This is a genomic window from Arenibacter algicola, from assembly GCF_000733925.1.
GTDB lineage: Bacteria > Bacteroidota > Bacteroidia > Flavobacteriales > Flavobacteriaceae > Arenibacter > Arenibacter algicola.
This window is the reverse complement of the sequence record NZ_JPOO01000003.1, coordinates 1,495,303-1,516,293: the sequence shown is the minus strand read 5'-3', so window position 1 is coordinate 1,516,293 and position 20,991 is coordinate 1,495,303. Positions and strand designations below refer to the sequence as shown.

At 41.6% G+C, this 20,991-nt stretch carries 14 protein-coding genes; 4 read left to right on the top strand and 10 right to left on the bottom strand.

Annotated features, from left to right (window positions below; genetic code table 11):
* Window positions 1–7: 7 nt before the first annotated feature.
* Genes U735_RS0116965 through U735_RS0116940 form a run of 6 tightly spaced genes read right to left on the bottom strand, consistent with a single transcriptional unit; the run spans window position 8 to window position 7,573 of the window.
* Window positions 8–1,087: a sialidase family protein gene (locus U735_RS0116965; protein ID WP_083260522.1), complete on the bottom strand. Its 1,080-nt coding sequence runs from the start codon at window positions 1,085–1,087 to the stop codon at window positions 8–10.
* Window positions 1,084–3,450 carry a GH92 family glycosyl hydrolase gene (locus tag U735_RS0116960; RefSeq protein ID WP_031444966.1) on the bottom strand — a complete coding sequence of 789 codons (2,367 nt, stop codon included), beginning with the start codon at window positions 3,448–3,450 and terminating at the stop codon, window positions 1,084–1,086. Before U735_RS0116960 ends, U735_RS0116965 begins: the two co-directional genes overlap by 4 nt.
* 16 nt (window positions 3,451–3,466) lie before the next feature.
* Complete coding sequence (locus U735_RS0116955; RefSeq protein WP_051892208.1) at window positions 3,467–4,423, bottom strand: alpha/beta hydrolase; 957 nt, start codon at window positions 4,421–4,423, stop codon at window positions 3,467–3,469.
* Window positions 4,420–5,367 carry an alpha/beta hydrolase gene (locus tag U735_RS0116950; RefSeq protein WP_051892207.1) on the bottom strand — a complete coding sequence of 316 codons (948 nt, stop codon included), beginning with the start codon at window positions 5,365–5,367 and terminating at the stop codon, window positions 4,420–4,422. Before U735_RS0116950 ends, U735_RS0116955 begins: the two co-directional genes overlap by 4 nt.
* Window positions 5,368–5,385: 18 nt before the next feature.
* Window positions 5,386–6,666, bottom strand: coding sequence for an MFS transporter (locus tag U735_RS0116945; RefSeq protein WP_031444963.1), 1,281 nt, complete (start codon window positions 6,664–6,666; stop codon window positions 5,386–5,388).
* A gap of 16 nt (window positions 6,667–6,682) precedes the next feature.
* Window positions 6,683–7,573 (bottom strand): bile acid:sodium symporter family protein, encoded by an 891-nt coding sequence (locus U735_RS0116940; protein ID WP_031444962.1) that lies wholly within the window; start codon window positions 7,571–7,573, stop codon window positions 6,683–6,685.
* A 375-nt stretch (window positions 7,574–7,948) separates the two neighbouring features.
* Here U735_RS0116940 and U735_RS0116935 point away from each other — a divergent pair, with 375 nt between their 5' ends.
* On the top strand, window positions 7,949–9,337 hold the full coding sequence (locus U735_RS0116935) for an OmpP1/FadL family transporter (RefSeq protein ID WP_232233274.1): 1,389 nt from the start codon (window positions 7,949–7,951) through the stop codon (window positions 9,335–9,337).
* 307 nt (window positions 9,338–9,644) lie between these two features.
* On the opposite strand, the gene U735_RS0116930 is transcribed toward U735_RS0116935, so the two are convergent.
* The 4 genes from U735_RS0116930 to U735_RS0116915 are packed head-to-tail and all read right to left on the bottom strand — an operon-like array spanning window position 9,645 to window position 14,301.
* Complete coding sequence (locus U735_RS0116930) at window positions 9,645–10,673, bottom strand: polysaccharide deacetylase family protein (protein WP_034248815.1); 1,029 nt, start codon at window positions 10,671–10,673, stop codon at window positions 9,645–9,647.
* A 19-nt stretch (window positions 10,674–10,692) separates the two neighbouring features.
* Window positions 10,693–11,610, bottom strand: a complete 918-nt coding sequence (locus U735_RS0116925) for an alpha/beta hydrolase (RefSeq protein ID WP_031444959.1) — start codon at window positions 11,608–11,610, stop codon at window positions 10,693–10,695.
* A complete protein-coding gene (locus U735_RS0116920) occupies window positions 11,597–12,982 on the bottom strand; it encodes a PhoPQ-activated pathogenicity-related family protein (protein ID WP_083260523.1) in 1,386 nt (461 codons plus the stop codon). Before U735_RS0116920 ends, U735_RS0116925 begins: the two co-directional genes overlap by 14 nt.
* 32 nt (window positions 12,983–13,014) lie before the next feature.
* Complete coding sequence (locus tag U735_RS0116915; protein ID WP_051892203.1) at window positions 13,015–14,301, bottom strand: hypothetical protein; 1,287 nt, start codon at window positions 14,299–14,301, stop codon at window positions 13,015–13,017.
* A gap of 303 nt (window positions 14,302–14,604) precedes the next feature.
* Here U735_RS0116915 and U735_RS26080 point away from each other — a divergent pair, with 303 nt between their 5' ends.
* Genes U735_RS26080 through U735_RS0116900 form a run of 3 tightly spaced genes read left to right on the top strand, consistent with a single transcriptional unit; the run spans window position 14,605 to window position 20,684 of the window.
* Window positions 14,605–15,558, top strand: a complete 954-nt coding sequence (locus U735_RS26080; protein WP_031444956.1) for a PKD domain-containing protein — start codon at window positions 14,605–14,607, stop codon at window positions 15,556–15,558.
* 51 nt (window positions 15,559–15,609) lie between these two features.
* Window positions 15,610–19,011, top strand: a complete 3,402-nt coding sequence (locus U735_RS0116905) for a SusC/RagA family TonB-linked outer membrane protein (RefSeq protein ID WP_198036661.1) — start codon at window positions 15,610–15,612, stop codon at window positions 19,009–19,011.
* A 17-nt stretch (window positions 19,012–19,028) separates the two neighbouring features.
* On the top strand, window positions 19,029–20,684 hold the full coding sequence (locus U735_RS0116900; protein ID WP_031444954.1) for a SusD/RagB family nutrient-binding outer membrane lipoprotein: 1,656 nt from the start codon (window positions 19,029–19,031) through the stop codon (window positions 20,682–20,684).
* Window positions 20,685–20,991: the final 307 nt, after the last annotated feature.

Below are 20,991 nucleotides of genomic sequence, written 5' to 3'. Positions count from 1 at the left end.
ATTGTTTTTAATTAAGTTTTTGCGGATCCAAAACAATGTATTTTACTGTTTTTCTGTTCCATGTATATACAATATGTACTTTCCCATCAGGAGCCTGTATCATGGTAGGGTAGGAATATTCTTCCCCTTCCTTATCCGTATTTTCCCTTAAGGGTTCCAGGTCCAAAACACGTTTCCAATTTGTGCCGTCATTGGACAGGGCCAGGCTCAATGGCACTCGATCTCCCCAATTTTTCCCGGTAGGGTTGTATACCAACAATTGGCGCCCATCTTTTAGGCTTACGCCATCAATACCAGAATTGGGATTGGGTAGGGAGGTGGCCGTCATCTTACTCCAAGTACTACCGTAATCCGAGGACCAATTTTGAGTAACAAGTTCGTTTTCAGTTCTGCTTAAAAGCTGTAATTTGCCATTTCCATAATTTAGTACCACGGGTTGAATGGCGCCAAATTCCTTTCCATCATTAAGGGGCTGGGTTTTGGACCATGTTTTTCCGTTATCAGAACTTAGTTCTAGATGTATTTTCCATCCGTCAGTATCGTCTTCCGTGCTTGATGGAGAGAGTATTTCACCACTGGCCAATTGTATGGGCTGATTTTTAATGGGCCCCAGAATACCTTCTGGTAGATGTATTGGCTTGGACCAAGTTTTTCCATCATCATTGGAAGTCATATATAATCCCCACCATTCGGTAGGACTTGGTCCTACCTTGTAAAATAAAATTAGTGGTTGGTCTTTGGGTTTAAATAATACTGGGTTCCAACATGGGTATCTACTGCCATCTTCCTGTACCCCGTTCACTACTTCTTTCGGGGTAGACCATGAACCGCCAGTCTTTCGTGATACCCAAATGCCAACATCATCATTTTTTTCTTCGGTACCACCAAACCAAGAGGCTATTACGGTCCCATTGCTTACTTCTACTGTAGAGGCATGGCATTCAGGGGTAAGTGCATCTTCCAATTCATAAATAAATTCTTGTTCCACAATGGCAGGATGGTCCAATGGAACCACTTCCGGTAATTTTTCCATTTTTCCTTTACACGATACTACTAACAAGGTACACAATAAAAATAAAAGTCTCATAATGTGGATTTAGATGATTGTTGATTAATTAAAAGGTGTGGCTCTTTTGCCATTATAAAAGTTAGTTGACCGCCATTGGCAATTTCTTCGTGCTTTATCCAAGTGCGGTCCAAGGGCTTGCTGTTCAGCAGTATTTTTTTGACATAGATGTTATTGGGATCGTAGTTTTCCGTACCAATGTTCAATTGATGTTCGCCCATTTGCAGAACAGCGTTTTTGAATAACGGTGCGCCCAATTGATAGATGTCCGTTCCGGCAATAGGATAAAACCCAAGGGAGCTAAAAACATACCAGGCCGACAAGGTGCCTGCGTCATCATTGCCGTCTATTCCCACATAGGAATTGTCGTATTTATTGTCCAGGATCCAACGAACCCATTTTTGGGTCAAGTCTGGCCGTTCCACAGCATTGAATAGGTAGGCAGCATGGATATCCGGTTCATTGCCATGCCAATAGTAGGAGCCTGGGGTCCAAGCAGCCATTTTTGGATCTGCTTTGGCAAAAAAGTTGTTTAGTTCGTTCACAAAATAATCCTTGTCCTTAAAAAGGGATACAAGGCCATCTGTATCGTAGGGCACTGCCCATCGCCATTGCAGTGCACTCCCTTCGGTATAGTCCTTGGTATACTCATCGTCCCAATCCGTGTAGGTAAGCTGCAAGGGCTTAAATTTTTCCACAAATCGTCCATCCTTATGTCTGGGTTGAAAATATTGGGTATCTGGATTCCAAACATTTTTATAAAATTTGGAATGTCCTTCAAAAAGGGCTTGGTCTTTGGGGTGTTGTAATTCTTTGGCCAATAGACTTATGGAATGGTCGGCCCAGGCATATTCCAAGGTCTTGCTAACGGCTTCATCCCCAAATTCTGTAGGGCAATAGCCATAGGTAAGGTATCCGTCTATCTCTTCCCGGCCAGCAGCGGAACTGTCTTTGGGTATGGGCTCCAAGGCCACTTGTCTCATTTTTTTATAGGCAAGGTTCACGTCAAAATTGCGTATACCCTTTAGGTAAGATTCTGTAATGACCATATCCGCTGGGGAACCCAGCATGGAATTGCTATAGCCGTATCCCGAGGGCCAGCGCGGTAGGCTTCCACCCTGTTTGGACATTTCCACCAAGGAGACCAACATGTCCCTTTGTTCATCCTTAGCTATTAGATTGAATAATGGATGCACAGTGCGGAAAGTGTCCCATAAGGACAGATCCGTGTAGTAGTTGAAATCGGTAGTCTGATGGATTTTTTTATCGAAGCCCATGTATTCCCCGTTAACATCATTAAAGATGGTCGGCATTTGAAAACTCCTATATAAAACACTGTAAAAGACTTTTTTATCTTCCAAGGAGCCACCTTCGATTTTGATTAATGCTAGTTTGCTTTCCCATTTGTCCTTGGCCATTTGAAGTATTTCGGTAAAATTACCATGGCCAACCTCCGTCTCCAGGTTTAAACGGGCGTTTTCAATGCTTATGTGCGAAATACCAACTTTGGCATTTATACTTTCTTGGGTAAATCCGAGATATATTTTTAAACTATCACTTTTTTTGCTCAGGCCCTTTTTGTCCAATGATTGTCCATCCCAGATACCATAGTCCGAAAAAGAATGGTCAAATTTTGCCACGAAGTATACCTGAACCCCACCGAATCGACTTGCAAAGCTGCCAAATGTCCTGACCGAACCTTCAATTTCATTGTTTTTGGGGAGTATGTGGACAAATCCTTCCTTGGCTGGCCGGTTTCCCGTGGTATTGGTAATATGGATAATTAAATTTTTGTTGCCTTCTTTGGGAAAGGTATATCGGTGAAGGCCGCTACGTTCAGTGGCCGTAAGTTCGGCAACAATGTCCTCTTTTTCCAATGCCACACGATAATAGCCCGGAAATGCGATTTCATCATTATGGGAAAATTTATGTGCATAATCCAATGTGAAATCAACTTTATCACTGGGGGTAGTTGTAGGTGTAAATAGAAAATGCCCTCCATCGGTAGCACCTGTCCCGGCCAATCGGGTATGGCTAAAGCCTAATATTTTGTTGTCCCCATAGTAATACCCAGAAGTGCTAAAATCTTTGGTGTTATTGTAGAAAGACATGGTTTCAGGACTTAGGCGGACCATGCCAAAGGGAACTGTAGCGCCCGGAAAGTTAAATCCACATACCCAATACGGAAAGCCTCCGGTACCTATAAAGGTATTTACATACTTGCCTAATTCTTCCGGGCTTAAGCTTTCTGTTTGGTCTTTTGGAGTTGCCTTTACAATACTATTGTATTTATAGCTAGCTATAAAAATAGCAAGAAGCACTAGGCCTATGACCATTCCCATGGCATAGGCTGTGATTTTCGCTATTCTTTTGAGCAACTTCATTGGGATTCCTAATTTTTTAGTTTAATGGGATGTACTTTTCAAAAAATCGGTCCATGTGATATTGGCAATAGGCATTGACTTTTACCGAGGCATCCATGGTATGTGGCCACCCTTTTAGTTTGTGATAATACGAAATGGCACCGGCCTTTTGTAGGGTAGCATGTAAAATGTCCGATTGTTCATAGGGGACCAACTCGTCCAAAGTGCCTTGGAATGTAAGGGTCGGGGGCACGTCTTTGGAGATTAGAAACAAGGGGGAGGCCTTTTTATACATTTCTGGAGCCTCTTCATAGGATTTACCTATCAGATATTGAACCGAGGATGCATTTATGGCCGTTTCATCGGTAAGGTTGGAGGGGCCATAAAAATTTACGAGGGCCTGTACATTGACAGAAACCCCGTTTGCATCCACGTCATCAGCAGTGTTGGAATAGGCATTCATCATGGCCAAATGGCCACCCGCAGAACCGCCGACCAAGGTAACTTTACTGGCATCTATATGATAATTGGCGGCATTTAGTTTAAGCCATCTCACTGCGTCTTCCATATCATGTAGCTGGGCAGGATATTTTGCGACATCCGTTAATCTGTATTGAATAGTAGCTGTAACATAGCCCTTTTGTGCAAAACTGGCTAGATACACCAAATAATCGTGCTTGTTTCCTTTTTTCCAAGCACCGCCATGGATGAAAATTATGAGAGGAGCATCTTTTTTTATATCCTTGGAATGGTAAATGTCCAATTTAAGTGGAATGGAGTCCACGGTTTTGTAGACGACATCTTTGTATTCCTTTATATCCTCAGGAACAGGGAAGTCTCTTTCAATTAATTTTAAAGCTCCAGTTGCATAGGCTATCTTTAAGGTGGTATTGTTGGAATATCCCTTTGGGGGTACGGACACATCATACTGTTTGGCCCTACAGCCCAGCAATAAGGTTAGTGCAATTATGGGAATGAATATATTTCTAATCATAATTTTAAATGTTTTTCCAAGAATATATCTGTATGATATTGAATATAGGAGAACACCTTCGCGGAAAGGTCCATGGCATGTGGCCAACCTTTTAATTCGTGATAGTAAGTGGGTACCCCATAAGATTTTAGGGTTTCATGAAGTTTTTTGGACTGGCCATAGGGCACCAGTTCATCCAAAGTGCCATGAAAGGAAATAGTTGGCGGGGAGTTTTTATTTACATATAAAATTGGTGAAGCCTTTTTGTACATTTCCGGGGCTTCCCCATAAGTCTTTCCAAATAATCGATGTACCCTTTTTTCTTTTTTTGCAATTTCGGTTGTTAAATCGGAAGGCCCATAAATATTTATTACTGCCTGCACATTGGTGGGTATACCATTGCTGTCAACGGTATTGGAAGAATTGGCATAGGCGTACTGCATGGCCAAATGTGCCCCTGCAGAACCACCGGCTATGGCTACCTTATTTATATTAATGTTGTATTCTTTTGCATGCTGTTTCAACCATTGAACGGCATCTGCAACATCCAAGATTTGTGCAGGGTACTTTGCCACGCCGCTTAATCTGTATTGTATGGTTGCTGTTACGTATCCCTTCTTTGCATAACTGATCAAATAGTGTAACACATTGCTTTTCTTTCCTTTTTCCCAAGCGCCACCATGTATAAAAATAATAAGGGGAGCATCTTTTTTTAAGGCTTTAGGTCGATATATATCCAGCTTTAATGAGGTGGAGTCGATGGTCTTATAAACCAGATCCTTATATTCTTGGATGGTTTCCGGGATAGCTACCTTGGTAAGGGTTGGCTCAATAGCACCTAGCGTATACGCTATTTTAAGAGTAATGTTATTTGCAAAGCCTTTGGGCGGCAGGGAAGGATCGTATTGATTGGGCTTACAGCCAACAAGCAATAGAAATATCCATATAGCAAATACTATTCTCATGAGCATAATTTATTATCCTTAAGGTTCAGATTTTTTATTATTGCCGAAAAATTCTTTAAGCGTTATTGTTTTGTTATTGACTAAGGGGCTTGCCCAAAATCCAATACTAAAAATAAAACCAAGTGTGATGTACAAAAAGAACATACCACCTTTTAGTCCAACCAAATCACCTAAAGCCCCAACTATAAGGGGGACAATGGCCCCACCTACAATTCCGGAACACAATATGCCCGACAGGGCTCCGTGGTTTTCCTTAACGGAGTTCAATGCTAGGGAAAAAATAACGGACCACATTACAGAGGCAAAAAAGCCTACCAGGGGGAACGCCAAAACCGCTATATGGGCAGGGCCGAAAAGTGCCGTTGTCAAACTTAGAATGGCAGCCCCTGAAAATATTTTAAGTACCAATTTGCTATCCATAAATTTCAATAGTAGTAACCCTAGGATACAGCCCACCGTCAATAATCCCCAAAACAAGGATATGGCATTGGCACCCTCTATTCTAGGGTCCAAACCATGATATTCCGATAAAAATTGGGACATCCAATTGGCTACACCCTGTTCAGTACCCACATATGCAAATAGGCCCATAAAGAATAGGATTACTTTTTTGTTTTTTAACAAGTCTTTGTTTGTGGCCCATGAACCCGCTTTTTCCTCTTCATTCCTTTCAACCTTGGGCAATGTTATGGGATATATGAAGATGACCATAATGAGCGAGATCATCGCAAATATCCAGTAAAGGGAAACCCAAGGTAAATTCTCGGGTACTATGTTGTGAAAAATGTTGAGGATAAAATTGGAATTGTCAGGGCCAGGGTAGTCTTCCAACTTAAGCACTAGGTATGTGAAAAGGAAGGGACTCATAAAAGAGGCCATTCCAAACGCCAATTGGCCCATAACGGAATTAAAGGCAAAATGCTCTTCGCCCCCAGCAACCCTTAACAAGGGATTAATAGCCACCTGCAACATGGCCATTCCCGAACCAATTAAAAATAGGGATATTAGCGCTATGGGAAAATTGGGAAAAATTGAAAATAAAATGGCACCGATAAAGGATATTAAAAATGCGGACAAGATCACTTGTTTTTCGCCGTAGCGCTCTACCGCTACCCCAGAGGGAATGGAAAATACACCATAAGCAACAAAAAAGGCAAATGGCAATAGGGCGGCCATAGTTAAACTAACCTTGAAATCCGATATGATATCAGGGATCAAGGGGCCTAAAATATTGGTTAGAAAGGAAATGACAAAAAAGATGAATAAAATAAGGGCAACAATAAATCGATTTTTTCCCATCTTATATTTGCAAGGATTAATTGGCCGGGTCTTTTTCCAGGCTTAATTCATCTTTTATCCCAAGTGGTTTACGGATAAAAATAATTACTGTGGCAGTAATGAACATTAAGAGCCCGTATATGGCAGGTACAATAGAGTATTCTGCATTGTTCAGGGCAATTGTAGCCAATGTTATTGCCAAGGTTCCGTTTTGTATTCCGGTTTCAATGGATATACTTATGGCCTGTGGTCTTGTTAGTTTAAAAAGTACTGCCATTAAAAACCCTATGGTCATGGTGCTCACATTGAGCAGAATGGCCGGTAGACCTGCCTCGCTCAAGTAACTCATAAAAACATCCTTGACGCTAATGGTTACCCCAATGATTACCAATATAAATATAATAGCAGAAGCTATTTTTACGGGTTTCTCCATCTTGTTGGCAAAAGCTTCAAATTTGCTTTTTATCAACATGCCGATTCCTACAGGTATGATGACTATTACCAACAATTGTTTTATCATGGTTATGGCATCGACAGTAATGGCCATACTTTCATTGGAAAATTCTTCCAATGCAAATTGCACAATGAAAGGGATGGTTAAAATGGAAATAATACTCGACACGGCCGTTAGGGAAACGGACAAGGCCAAATCGCCTTTGGCCAAATAAGTAAGCATATTGGATGTTGGTCCTCCAGGACAGGCCGCCAATAACATAATGCCAATAGCGGTGGTGGGCGACAAACTTAGGGAAATGGCAATGAAATATCCTATGATTGGTAACAACAACATCTGGCAGATAAGCCCTATGATCATGGCCTTTGGATAACTAACAACCCTCTTAAAATCTGAAAGGGTCAATGATAGGCCCATCCCGAACATAATAATGATCAATGAAATGGCAAGGATAATTCCAGAGGTAGAATTCATGACAAATAGGTTTTAAATAAATCATTATTATTTTCCCAAAAACTGGGAGATACACAAATAAAACTTTTTAAAAATTATTTTCCTTATTAAATTTTATTGGATTTGCATTATAATTTACCAAAAATCGAACATTTCCTAATTTTAATGTTAAAGGGGTTAGGATATTCAAAGTCCCGATTGAGATATTTATAAACCTCTTTGTCTCGGTAGTATTTATGTTGCCCCTGCGATCAATGCCTGGGGTGTCCTTTTGTATGTTACTTCTTAATATTTTGTTATCCTATTAAATCTATAGATTTAATTTATGTATTTTTGCGCCTCATTTGAATAGCCTAAAATTATGCTAGGCGCGAAATTTAAAAATTATAACCATTTATGGACATATTAATCAAGGACTTGATGAGGACAAATGCGAAAAGCAGAGGATTTCTTCTTACATTATTTTTACTGATGTTGGGCACAACTACAAAAGCACAGGTAGGCCATGTACTTCAGGGGGTAGGAGGTGTAAACATGTCGATGGGCGGGGCCGCCACGGCTCAGCCCCTGGATATTAACGGAGCGTTATTGTGGAATCCCGCCTCACTTTCAAAATTTGACGGACAAATACTATCCTTTAATGCTGGCCTGTTTTTTTCAGATCCTTCTATTTCATCGACCGTGCCAACCCAAAACGGGCCCTTTAGTGGGACAACGGGTGATGATAGGGGAGTCTCCGTACTCCCGGCCTTGGCTTATGTCTGGGGAAAGGATGAAAGCAAACATACCTTTGGAATTTCGGCCTTTGGGGTTTCTGGTTTTGGGGTTACTTTTCCCGAAAGTCAAGACAATCCCATAACCATGCCGCAGAGTTCAGGGGGCTTTGGACATATAGAATCGGATTATGCCCTTTTGCAGCTTAGTTTTGCCTACTCCTATCAGTTAACGGACAAGATTTCCTTGGGGATACAACCTAATTTTAATTATGCTACCTTGGAAATTGGACCCAATCCATTGGCAGCACCTAGTCAGACTCTAGGTTATCCCAACAGTGACAAGGCTACGGCTTTTGGAATTGGAGCCCAAATTGGACTTTTTTATGACTCGGGAAGTGGATTAAAGATAGGTGCTTCCTATAAATCCAAACAGATTTTCAATGATTTTAGTTTTAATAATACTTATCTGGATGGCAGTGAGGCTCCAGGTGTAGATTTCAATATGGATTACCCCGCCATCTACTCCGTGGGCCTAGGTTATTCTATGGGGGATTTCGATTATGCCTTGGATTACCGTTTTATAGACTATGAAAATACCGATGGGTTCAAAAAATCTGGCTGGCAATTGGCTGAAAGTGGAGATTTCTCAGGGTTTCCTACCGGTGCCGTCCAGGGTTTTGGATGGCAAAGTATCTCTGTGGTCTCAACTGGACTTCAATATAAAGGCATCCAAAATTTGCCTTTAAGGATTGGATATACCTATAGTGAAAATCCTATTCGGGACGAATTTGTTTTTATGTCCTCTCCTGCCACGGCAGTTATTAAAAATGCGTTTCAGTTTGGGTTTAGCTATAAGCTCAATCCACGCTTTAGCCTAGATGTTGCCTATCACCATGGAACTAGCAGTGGTTCCACCAGTGGCCCCTTGTTAAATCCGACACCGGATAGCGCTGGCGGTCCGTGGAATGCGGATACCAATCCTACGGGGGCTATCCCGGGTAGTGAAGTGGCCTACGATATGACCACCGACCTTGTGGTAGTAGGGTTTAGCTACATTTTAGGCCGATAGTGACAAGATGTATAAGGGCTAAAACAAATTACCATTTGACAAGGCAGGAGGTATTTAGGGCTTATTTTATTAGTGAAACTCAATTTTGAGAAGTCAGTAAGACGCACTGAAAATTGTAAGTTGAACTAATCCCGCCTTTTTCGGCGGGATCTAGGTTCAATACCTCGACCCTTGGGTCGATTCCGATTATTGGGTTCAGGGCCTGCCTTTGTCGGCAGACGGGCTTGCCCTGAGGTTTAATACCTTTTATTTAGCCGTGACCGCCTTTACATTCCGAGGTGGAGTATATTTTGATTGAAAACTCCATTTATTTCATGGAATTGAACCTAGTCATGATTTCTTTCCAATTGGTAAAAATTATCCCTTCTTCTTTGAAGAAATTAATAAGATCGGGATCCGCAAAAATCTGTGATTCCCAGACCCTTTGTTGCCAAGATCCCGTAATGCCCCTTAGGTTATCGGTTTCAACGGACGGGTGAAAAATGATTTCGGTAAGTCCGGGTTGCAGGGATTTTATCAATGTCTTAAAATTTTCCACTTTTTCCTCATAGGAATCCGCCTTTGGTGCACTGCTAAAAAAGTCCAATTTGGGCAAAGTGTATTCTTCTGACATTTTTACTACGGAATCGTCCATAGGATACCCCTGTTTTCTAAATTCTGCCAAAACCGCTGGTACGGATATATCAATAATATTTGCAGGAATGCCGTATTCCTGGGCCACTTTCATATAGGCCTTTACATAACTTGGATCCCCGAACAAAGTGCCCATATGGGTGTCTATATGGTCCGGCCTATAACCCCAGGCAATGGATTGTTCAATTTGGGCCCGTATTTCTTTTTCCACCTCTTCGGCCGAAGCATGTTGCACTACTTCCGGTACGCTCCTCCATAGCATGTTTTCCGGATCCAATAGTCCAGGGACCTCTTCGTCTGGCGTAATAGGGCCCCAACGATGTTTTTTCCATTCACTGGTAAGCGTAAGGTGCAGACCAACATCCATAGCAGGGTTTTCTTTGGCCCAATTGATGAATTCTTCAGCGTTGGGACAAGGTATCATTACGGCAGCAGACTGTATTTCCCCCTTGCTCAATTGGTCCTTGGCAGCAATGTTTGCCTCTGGACACATCCCAATGTCATCCGCATGTAACATGATTACTTTTTTTCCAGCAGGCCATCCTAATTTTTCGGCCCAGTTTTTTGCTTCCAAGGTCGCTTCCTGTTCCGTAGGGGAATTGTTAAGGGCTTCATCGACATTTTTTTTCTTTTCCCCGCAACCACTTAAGAAGAGGGACATGCAAAAGCTCAGGGATAAGGTAAATAGATATGACTTTTTCATTTTTTTTTGATGTTTTAATTTATAAATATTTTTTAAACCAGTTGAGTCCGTCTCCATAAATAATGTCCAGCGGAGCGTCCCTATGTTTTGCATCGTACCAAATAATCTCTTTAGGTTCTTGTGCCTCATTAAAGAGCAGGGTGCTCATTAAAGGAGGTACTATTTCATCGTTTTTTGCATTTAACATGAGGAACGGACGCGGAGCAATCTTCTTGACAAAGTTTAGGGGCTCAATAATGCTTACAAAGTCTTTTGCCTCCTTGGTCAGGGCTTCTTTTTCGTACAATAAATTCAATTGTCCACCAGCCAAGGCAACAATTGGCACTTTTATTCGATTATCTATTCCGCAAAATATGGTGCCCGTAATTCCTCCCAGACTTATACCATAGTATCCTATTCTTTGGGCATCCAGTTCCTCCCTTGTTTCAATAAAATCGACCGCACGTCTAAGGTCGAATACGGTCTGACTTATAATGTCCCTACTCCAGTATTTGTATTTCCCGGTTAGGCTAAAATCATGAAAATCTCCTTTTCTTTCCCCATGCTCGCTAAAATCGATCCTCAATACCGCATAGCCATTTTTGAGAAAAAGATCGTTGCCGTAGGCTACGTAATCCACGTTCTTGTTGTCTCCAAGGCCGTGCATTAAAATGACCACGGGCAGGGGGGAGGGGCTAATTTTGGGCAGGCTCAAAAGACCGCTTACTTTTTTTTGGTGTACGCTTTGATATGATATGTGATATAACTTAAAATCTGTTGTGTCCTTTAGTAGGCTAAGAGAATCTTTTAGCGGGATGGCCTGGTCATAGGCATAATATTCGTCTATGGGGAAGGCCTTGCTGGTATCACTGGCGTAAAAGAAGGTAAATGCCAATAATAGCAGAAAGGTAATTATCCCCAAAAACCAATATATCCGTTTTTTACTATAGAATTTCATCGTCGTCCGCTACATACATTCTGGTACTCTTGGTATATTTCCCTCCGTTGGGGTCTTTGTACTCCAAATCTATATAAAATGCCTTATAGCCACTTTTTGGAAATTTTACCTGCTGAAAAATATGGTCGTGGTCTTTGGAGTCCAATTTTTTAGAGGTCCATTCTTCGTCCCTAAAGTCCCGGTCCGATGAATCGGCAGACCATATATAGGCATTTTCAAGTTCATCGGAAGTGGTTTTGACTGTCAAGGTCGCCGAGGTTTCGTCAGTAGTTAGGTCATAGGAAAGGGAAGTCTGTGGCGACTTGCTCAAGGATTTGCCCCAAAAGGCACTCAGGGCCCTTATGGCCTGTTTTCCATCACCTAGGTCATGGCCGGCATTGGGTACATAGTGAATATAATTTTCACCAGGAATATCGTTGATGTAATTTTTAATGGCATCTACAGGCCAGTATTCATCATTGGTGCCTATAAAAATTAATTTGGGCATGGTTAAATTGGCCCTATAGGAATAAGGGTCTACCATTTGGGTTATGGCCTTGCCATCCTCGGTTCCCACAGTTTGGGGGATTTCCAATTTAATGTAGTCATTGATCTGAATACTATATTCGTTCCAAGCCGTAATTTGGTAATCCAAGCTTACGGGCATATTTAAAACGTCAATTACCATTGGTGCTATGGTCTCTACCCTTTTGTCGTTTGCTCCGGTCAACCAAGTGGTCCAGCCTCTTTTGGAAGCTCCGGTTACCGTAAAGCGTGTGACCTCCTTTTCAAGATTTTTACTGCTGAATTCCTGAACTGCATCCATGGCTCTGACAGCACTTTTTACCATAGGAAATAATAAGGGCCACGTTAGGTCTTTGTCGTTTTTATAATTGTGAAGGGTAAAGGAAATAAGTTCATCTTCCGTAAGGCCATCATATAGAGGTTGGTTGGGTACCTGTCTAACAATGGCCACTATGGCCTTGTTCTTTTCGGCTACCTGTGCAAAACTGATGGATTTTTTATCTTCTTCATTGTTAGACCAATTGGGTATCCCCTCTTTTATGCTTCCGCCAGTAATCAATAAAAGTGCCCCGTCATGGGCAACTTCTTTAGGGACCAGTATGGTGAGTTCATGGGTCCAGACGTGTTCCCGCCATTTTTGGGAGGTCAGCATAAGCTCATAAGCGGTTACACCCCCTATGGCATAATTCTCTTTCAATTCCCATTTATACGTTTGATCTTCGTTGTTTAAGTAACTTTGTAACGCAATGGAAGGAGTTATTTCAGTTGAAGCTGGGGAAACATTTTCCACCAGTTTTTTTGGACTGTCCTTGCAGGAAAATATACATAATAAGGACAACGTTAAAAAAATAGAAACCAACTTTCTCATTTGGAACTTGTATTATATGGTTAAGAATTGCTTTACTTATTAGGTTTTGGACTGTTTTCGATTAGGGTCAATAGATCATTGATAAGGATTTCTCCTGTTTGTTCCCCTAGACTGGTGCGACTTACATACATATATCTTTTAAAACTGTTAAAATCTTCTTTGGTCAAAATATACCCAAAGGCATCATTGGTCAATCCAAACAGAAATGGATGTTCCGTGGGCATATTTCTTTTTAAATAGTATCCTATATTAGGTAGGGCTTCACCTGGTATGGTCAGGATTTGCGCAGATCCAATATTCAATAGGTTTAGGGTTGTAGTAACAATTTGGTCTGAGTTGCCCATTTTTAAGGGCGAATTGTTTAAAATGTACCGCATCATTTCCGAATCTATCGGAAATTCAGCCTGTTTGGAAGCACAAAAAAGTTTTGGATCCTCTTGGATTTTGGCCTCCGATAAAATCCTCAAGGCCTCGTCTGCCAAAAGGTTCCCAATTCGTTTGCATTCTTCCCAATCGTTGACTTCCGTATTATCATCCTGTCTATTGTCTGCCGTTACCATTCCTCCTTGGGCACCGTTCATAAACAAGGCCATCCCGCCTGTCTTGGCTTCAATCCTGTCGTACAACGGACCTATAAGGTCTGGGCTAAGTATTCCTTGATCACTACCTATTACTTCTGGATGAATGGCATAGTTTACCAAAGTTACTATAGGTAGGTCCTTGTTTTTGCCTTTATTGCCCAGGGCTTGTATTACACCGCATCTTGGGTCGTACAAATCAGGGGCGTAATAATTGTAGGCTATTTTACCATTGGCTTCCCCAACGGCAATTTTTAGTTTGGCGGGTTCCATATTTGTTGAAGCCTCATTTACCGCATCCGCAATTTGGGTCACGCACCAGTCAAGATACTCTAAGTCGGCTGCATAATTGCCTTTTTCGTCAGGGAAAGCATAGGCGTCCGGAGCGCTATGGGTATGTGTGGCACCGATTAATATATTGTTGAACGGAATGTTCTTGATCAATTTTCTTGCTCTATTGCCCAGTGCTGCCGGCCATCCCAGATTGTCTATATTAACGATGGCTATCTTTTCTTTCCCCTTTTCCAGTACCATGGCCCTAACATAAAGTTCCCCTTTTTTTTCGGTTGTGGGCTTAGGGGTGCCAACACCACCAGAAACGGAAATTAACGGGTCAGGGGTAATTACCCGTTTGGCCGCACCCGCCTTTAGTTGTTGGGAATGTATATTAAAAGAAACTAAAAAGATAAAGATCAGATTCGTAAATCTTAACTTACAAGATTTGTAAGAAATATTTTTCATAAATCTTCACATTTAAATGTTAAAAATGCTCCTATTATGCATGCATAAAACTTAATAAGAATATTGACTTATTTTACAAAAATATATTTAATTTCTTAAATCGAGGGTTAATATATAATGCATATTTAATAATATATCTGAATTGTTTTGAATAATTTAAATATATTTTTGGTAATAGTGTAATCTAAAGGTTCTAATATTAACATATCGTTAACTAGTGGTTATCAAGTAGGGAACAAGATTTTGGTAATTGTTAATTTTTGATCTTTGAGCGCAAAAAAAACTAACTAAAAACTGTTATTTATGACTAAAAAAAATCTAATACTGTTGTATGGAATTTTATTTTCGATGATACTGTCCCTGTCTTCCTGTAGCTCAGATGATAGTTCCAGTTCGGAAGATATTCCTCTTTCCGCCGATATTTTTCAGAGTGTCGTGGGGAAAAAAGTAGCCTTCCAAGGGTTGACCAACAATGCCGCCTCATGGGCGTGGGATTTTGGGGATGGAACTACTAGCAGTGAGAAAAACCCGGTACATGTTTATTCCGAAGGTGGATACTACACAGCCAAATTAACGGCCACATCTTCAGATGGAAGTTCTGTTAGCAAGGAAGTTAGGCTTGCAATAGATCTTACTCCTTATATATTACTTACTGGTGGGCCAACCGCTCCTAATGGTAAAACCTGGAGGCTTTCCAGTGGACATTCCGATAAGGATTATTTTGCATATGCGGATGCTGCTCTAACCCCATTTGATGGGGCGCCAAATCCATTGCCTGCCGGTATATTTGGGGTAGGTCTTGGATTGGGAGAAGTGTATCAAGATGAATTTACCTTTTATTTTGATGGAAGTTATAGCCATGATGTAAAGGCCGATGGGGCTTCTTTTAGTGGGCTTGTCTTTCAATTGCTCACCACAGGTGGTGCCAATATTGTAAACCCAAGCAGTGATCAAAGCTTTGGGTTATGTACAGCGACCTATACCCCAGAATCGGATGCAACATTTACTTATGTTGAAAATGAAGATCTTACGGTATCCTCTGTATTTGGTCCGGGAGGCTCTTTGACTTATAGCGGGGTAAGTACCTTGGATTTTTCGGGTACGGAATTCATTGGTTTCATGGATTTTCAGCGCAAGGTGATGGTACAGGAAATTAAGGATAATTCAATGAGGTTGGTCATGTTTATGGCGGCAGAACCTAGTGCGCCGGGAATAAACACTAATGGACTCGTGCTCACGTTTGAAGTTGTGAATTAATCATTTAGGTGTCAATCATTTAAAATAAATAACTAACTACAAAACAATTTTATGAACACATATTTAAAAAATAAAATTCGGATGTTTGGGCAACTGTCCATGGTGTTGCTGGTTTTCTGCACCACTTCGGTTATGGCCCAATCAGCTCAGCATACGGTAACGGGTAGCGTTACATCTTCCGAAGATGGAATGCCTTTGCCAGGAGTAAGTATCGTTCTTAAAGGGACTTCCCAGGGAGTTTCATCAGATTTTGATGGGAACTACAGTATTAATGTTCCAAACGGTAACGGTACGCTTGTTTATTCCTATTTGGGTTTTGAACCACAGGAAATAGCAGTGAATGGAAAGACCACCATTAATATTGCTTTGGCTCCCAGTGCAGAGGCATTGGACGAGGTGGTGGTAACGGCTTTGGGTATAAAAAGGGAGGATAAGTCCTTAGGTTACTCCGTAGAAAATGTCGCCGGAGAAGAACTAACAAGGGTGGCCCAAGAGAACGTATTAAATTCCCTATCCGGAAAAGTAGCGGGTGTAACCCTAAACTCTACAGGAGGTACAGGTTCTTCGGTGAGCATGGTAATTCGTGGTGCCATTTCTCTTAGTTCTGACAATCAACCACTATTTGTTATAGATGGGGTTCCAGTAACCAATTCCTTGAACAACATTGGGGGGTTTGGTAGTGACAACCGAGTGGATTATGGAAATGCCGTATCGGATTTGGATCCCAATAGTATTGAGGATGTAAGTATCCTTAAAGGACCTAGTGCTGCGGCACTATATGGTTCCCGAGCAGGTAATGGGGTGGTTCTTATCACTACCAAAAAGGCCAAGGACAAGGAAAAAATGAAAGTTTCCTTTACTACCAATACGGTGTTTGATGTTCCCTATAGATTCTTGGAACAACAAACTAGGTTTGCGTCAGGTTTGTTCTCTTTTTCACCAGAATCGCAAGGAGGCAGTAACTTACTTCCGGATGTACAATTGTCAGGAGGTAATGGTGGTCCCGAACTGGATCGCGGATATTTTGCGGTACAGTGGAACGCTCCTGTGGATGCCAATGGGGTTCCCATCCCAACAGAATTGAAATCGTATCCAAATAATGTCAAGAATTTTGTACAAACCGGAATTACAACCACAAATAGTCTTGAGGTTACCAATAGTACAGAGTTCATGAACTACAGAATGGGCGTGACCAATATGCAGAATACCGGCCTTGTTCCCAATTCCGATGTTAATAGGAACAGTTTTTCCCTATCGGCTTCATCAAGCTTGAACGATAAGTTTATTTTGAGCACCAATGTAAATGTGGTGCACAGTTATGCAGATAATAGACCAGCCTCGAATAGGGGTGCCAATCCATTACAATGGGCATACTCTACGCCAGCCAATATTGATCTCGGCCTACTTAGAGATTATGACCTTCCTGGTACGGATGTATTAACCTTGGCCCCTGGGTATAACAACCCTTATTTCCTTGCTTATGGAGTAAATAACAGTTATTCACGTTACAGGGTCTATGGAAACATGGTGTTGGATTGGAATATTTCGCCATCCTTTAAAGTTCGGAGTAGTTATAACCTAAATAGTTATAATCAGACCCAGGAAACCAAAATGTCTCCCGGATATGACAGGGAGTCCAACAATGGAACTTACGGTATTTCCAAGACAGACGGGGTAGAGACCAATGTGGATCTGTTGGCCACTTTTACCAAGGATTTGGGAGATTTTGATTTTAGTATCTCGGGTGGTGGTAACTTAATGTACCAAAAGAATACCGGACTAAATAACTCCGCCGCATCACGTGTTGGACTAGTTGTGCCAGATCTTTTTACGGTTTCAAACATTGCCCCAACGGCATTAAATTATTCCAGTTTTACTAGTGAAAGGGGGATAAATAGTGTTTACGCATTAGGTAACTTTGGTTTTATGGACATGTTGTATCTGGATGTAACGGCTAGGAACGATTGGTCCAGTACGCTACCAGTAGATAATCGCTCTTATTTTTATCCTTCGGCCTCATTAAGCTTCTTGTTGAGCGAGGTTGTAGATATACCCAAGGTAGATCTTTTTAAACTTAGGGGAGGTTGGGCCAGAGTAGGTAACGATACCAGCCCATATCAATTAGGTGCATATTACAATAATGCAGGACAATGGGAGAATGCGGTCTTGTATACGGCACCTGGAAGTCTAAGTACACCAACCTTGGAGCCCGAAGAGGCTACTTCCAAAGAATTGGGGCTAGACTTGACGATGTTCAATAACAGGTTTCGTTTTGAGGGTACTTATTACACGGTTGAAAATAGGAACCAGATTGTTCCCAGTATCCCCATTCCAGGATCTTCTGGATACGGTAGCGTAAGTATTAACGCTGGGGTTTTGGAGAGTGAAGGGTACGAATTGTCTTTGGGTATTACACCAATAAGAACGGAAAATTGGAATTGGGACCTAAATCTAAATTATACCACCAATGAATCCAAAGTAGTTGCCTTGGCCCCTGGTGTGGATTATATAGAATTATGGAGTGAAAACAAGAGTGTTTCCAGAGCTTATGTTGCAGATCCTACTACTGGTGAAGACGGACTTGTGGGAAATCTGTATTCCCCTAGAATTAAAAGGGTAACCGATCCCAATTCGCCTTATTTTGGATATCCACTTATTGGACAAGCGGAAGATTCTGAATGGTTACCGGAAGAAGAACGTGTTAAGGTAGGGAATTATAACCCAGATTTTATCATGGGACTCCAATCCAGCCTTACATTTAAGAACTTTACCTTGAATATGACCTTCGATTGGCGTTCGGGAGGACAGTACATGTCCCAAACCTCTAGGTATATGGTAGAGGACGGTTACGGTCAGCAATTGATTGACAATTTGGTCAATCCAGGAATAGCTGAACCGGGCCCCGAATTAAAGCAATGGGTGTTGGATCGAGCAGATGAATTGATTTATGGAGAGAATTTCTTGTCTGTTGGTGGTACCCCAGGTAATGGAGGTTTGCCAGAGACCTTTAGTGGAAACGTAGTTTATGACGGAGTTTTTAGTCCAGGGGTAAGGGGAACCCATGATGAAAATGGTAACTTTATATTGGAAAGTGAAAACCTTGGGGATGTAGGTACTACGATACTACCTTTTTCTGTGGCTAATCCATGGGAATTTGGAACTCCCCATATGTTCGATGCCGATTACATTAAACTAAGGGAGGTATCCTTAAGTTATAGTCTGCCCAACAAGTTGATAGAAAGGACAGGCTTGGACAATATTAGTGTATCCGTTTACAGCAGGAATATCATGTTGTGGACCAAAGATTCTTCCTTTGGTGTGGATCCGGAAAGGGCATTTCAGGCAGAATCGGGAACGGATAAAAGGGGAACGCAGTTTAAACAGGGTATAGAGCGGTACAATGTAGATCCCTGGGTAATCCCGGTAGGTTTTAAAATTGGTATAACATTTTAATAAAAAAAACTAAGATCATGATGTATCAAATAAAAAGTAAAATGGCCATATTGGTGTCGGGACTTATTGTATTGGTCTCCTGCCATGGCTTGGAAGACCTTAATGAAAATCCTAATAGAATTGGTTCGGACAATGTGGACCCCAACCTATTGGTGGGCACGGTGATTTCAGGAACAGCCAAGAATGTAGTAGGCTTAGGTTTTGGTGATATGGCAGGGGTAATGCAGCATACCCAAAAAGATGGTTGGTCCAGTGGGCACAATGCCTATGACTGGAGCAATGATTCCCATAGTTGGAATGGTTATTATAGCTTATTGACCAATAATAAAACCTTAATAGAGAAAGCCGAAGCCGATAATTTGGAATTCCATATCGGGGTAGGCCTGGTTATGAAAGCCTATTTGTTTGGGATGATAACGGATCTGTGGGGAGACGCTCCTTATTCCCAAGCGTTAAGGGGAGACGAAGGGGCTGAATTTTTTGATGCTGCCTTTGACGATCAAAAAGATATCTATTTGGGTATATTTACGGATTTGGCACGGGCCAATACCCTTTTGTCCAAAAACCAAAGTGAATATTTTAGCATTCAACAAAATCAGGATGTACTTTATAGCGGCACTGTTTCACAGTGGCGCAAATTTGCCAATTCCCTTGCCTTGAGATATTATATGAGGTTGTCTGCAAAGGAACCAGGTTTGGCGGAAGAGGGAATAAGAAGGATATCTTCCAATCCAGGTCAATATCCTTTAATAGTGGATGCCGCTGACGATGCCAATGTAGACTATGTTGGAACCAGTACTAGCGACTCCTGGCCCACCAATACCAAATTTGATATAAGTCCTCAAGGAACTTATTTTAGAATAAAAATGGCAGCTACTTTGGTAGAAGCATTGCAGGCCCTTGACGATCCGCGATTAGGGGTTTGGGCCAATAAAATTGAAACACCTTTGGTTTTGGCTACTGGTGAGGCGGAGGATACGGATGAGATTCGTGACGGAGAACGATATGTAGGCCAGAAATTGGTAGATGACCATTTGGACATAGTAGGGGAACCTGTAAATTTTGATAAGGAATACGTAGGGCTTCCTACAGCCATAACTTTGGGGCCAGCCTTTAACTTAAAGAAGGAATTCAACCAAGGTTCTTACAATCCGCATGTTTCCCAATTGAACGATATTTACAAAGAAGTTAGCGGGCCATTGCTAAAATCTCGATTGATCTCGGCGGCCGAAGTGCATTTTATCCTGGCAGAGGCAGCTTTAAAGGGTTGGGCTTCAGGGGGTGCGGAAGCGCATTATAATGAGGGAGTAAAACAATCCTTAAAGGCTTGGGGCTTGGAAGATGCCTATTCCAGTTATATAGCCGGGGCTGCCTACGGGGGACTAGAAGATATTATGGAGCAAAAATGGATAGCCAGTTGGACATCAGCCACTCAGTCCTGGTTCGATTATAGAAGGACAGGCTTGCCAGATTTACAGGCAGGTCCTGCGGCCAAACGCCCAGCCTTGCCCTTGCGTTTCTACTACCATATAGATGAAATAGACAACAATACTCAAAATGCCGAGGCAGCTATTCAGAAATTGGAAACTACTTCATTTAAAGGAGATGATGCCAGTAACAATAGTGCCTGGTCCAAAATGTGGTTGTTGCAGGGTACTGGGGAACCATATTAAAATATTCTATTTGAATTAGTATAGCAACTATTTTAAAGGAGGCACTCCGTTAGGGCTGCCTCTTTTTATTCGTGAGCCCCATATTTTAGCTACGAAAAAAATAGTGATGCCTTCTGGCAAAATGCTTTCTCGGATTATGTTAATACCTAGAAAAATTGGTTGGAGAATGTTTTGGAGTTGAATAAGGAAGCGGGTTTCGTGTTTATTTTTCAACACAAACCATTCTTCAGTACCATGAAAAATAGAAAGGCTGAAGCAAAACAGACCCGTAAATTTTGGGGTGATATTTTTGAAAGACATAAGCTGA

Bases quoted from the DNA above. Each gene is read 5' to 3' on its own strand.
- U735_RS0116935 (WP_232233274.1), top strand. From the start codon at position 7,949: ATGGACATATTAATCAAGGACTTGATGAGGACAAATGCGAAAAGCAGA.
- U735_RS0116915 (WP_051892203.1), bottom strand. From the start codon at position 14,301: ATGAAAAATATTTCTTACAAATCTTGTAAGTTAAGATTTACGAATCTG.
- U735_RS0116930 (WP_034248815.1), bottom strand. From the start codon at position 10,673: ATGAAAAAGTCATATCTATTTACCTTATCCCTGAGCTTTTGCATGTCC.
- U735_RS0116940 (WP_031444962.1), bottom strand. From the start codon at position 7,573: ATGAATTCTACCTCTGGAATTATCCTTGCCATTTCATTGATCATTATT.
- U735_RS0116920 (WP_083260523.1), bottom strand. From the start codon at position 12,982: ATGAGAAAGTTGGTTTCTATTTTTTTAACGTTGTCCTTATTATGTATA.
- U735_RS0116955 (WP_051892208.1), bottom strand. From the start codon at position 4,423: ATGATTAGAAATATATTCATTCCCATAATTGCACTAACCTTATTGCTG.
- U735_RS0116905 (WP_198036661.1), top strand. From the start codon at position 15,610: ATGAACACATATTTAAAAAATAAAATTCGGATGTTTGGGCAACTGTCC.
- U735_RS0116950 (WP_051892207.1), bottom strand. From the start codon at position 5,367: ATGAGAATAGTATTTGCTATATGGATATTTCTATTGCTTGTTGGCTGT.
- U735_RS26080 (WP_031444956.1), top strand. From the start codon at position 14,605: ATGACTAAAAAAAATCTAATACTGTTGTATGGAATTTTATTTTCGATG.
- U735_RS0116925 (WP_031444959.1), bottom strand. From the start codon at position 11,610: ATGAAATTCTATAGTAAAAAACGGATATATTGGTTTTTGGGGATAATT.
- U735_RS0116960 (WP_031444966.1), bottom strand. From the start codon at position 3,450: ATGAAGTTGCTCAAAAGAATAGCGAAAATCACAGCCTATGCCATGGGA.
- U735_RS0116945 (WP_031444963.1), bottom strand. From the start codon at position 6,666: ATGGGAAAAAATCGATTTATTGTTGCCCTTATTTTATTCATCTTTTTT.
- U735_RS0116965 (WP_083260522.1), bottom strand. From the start codon at position 1,087: ATGAGACTTTTATTTTTATTGTGTACCTTGTTAGTAGTATCGTGTAAA.
- U735_RS0116900 (WP_031444954.1), top strand. From the start codon at position 19,029: ATGATGTATCAAATAAAAAGTAAAATGGCCATATTGGTGTCGGGACTT.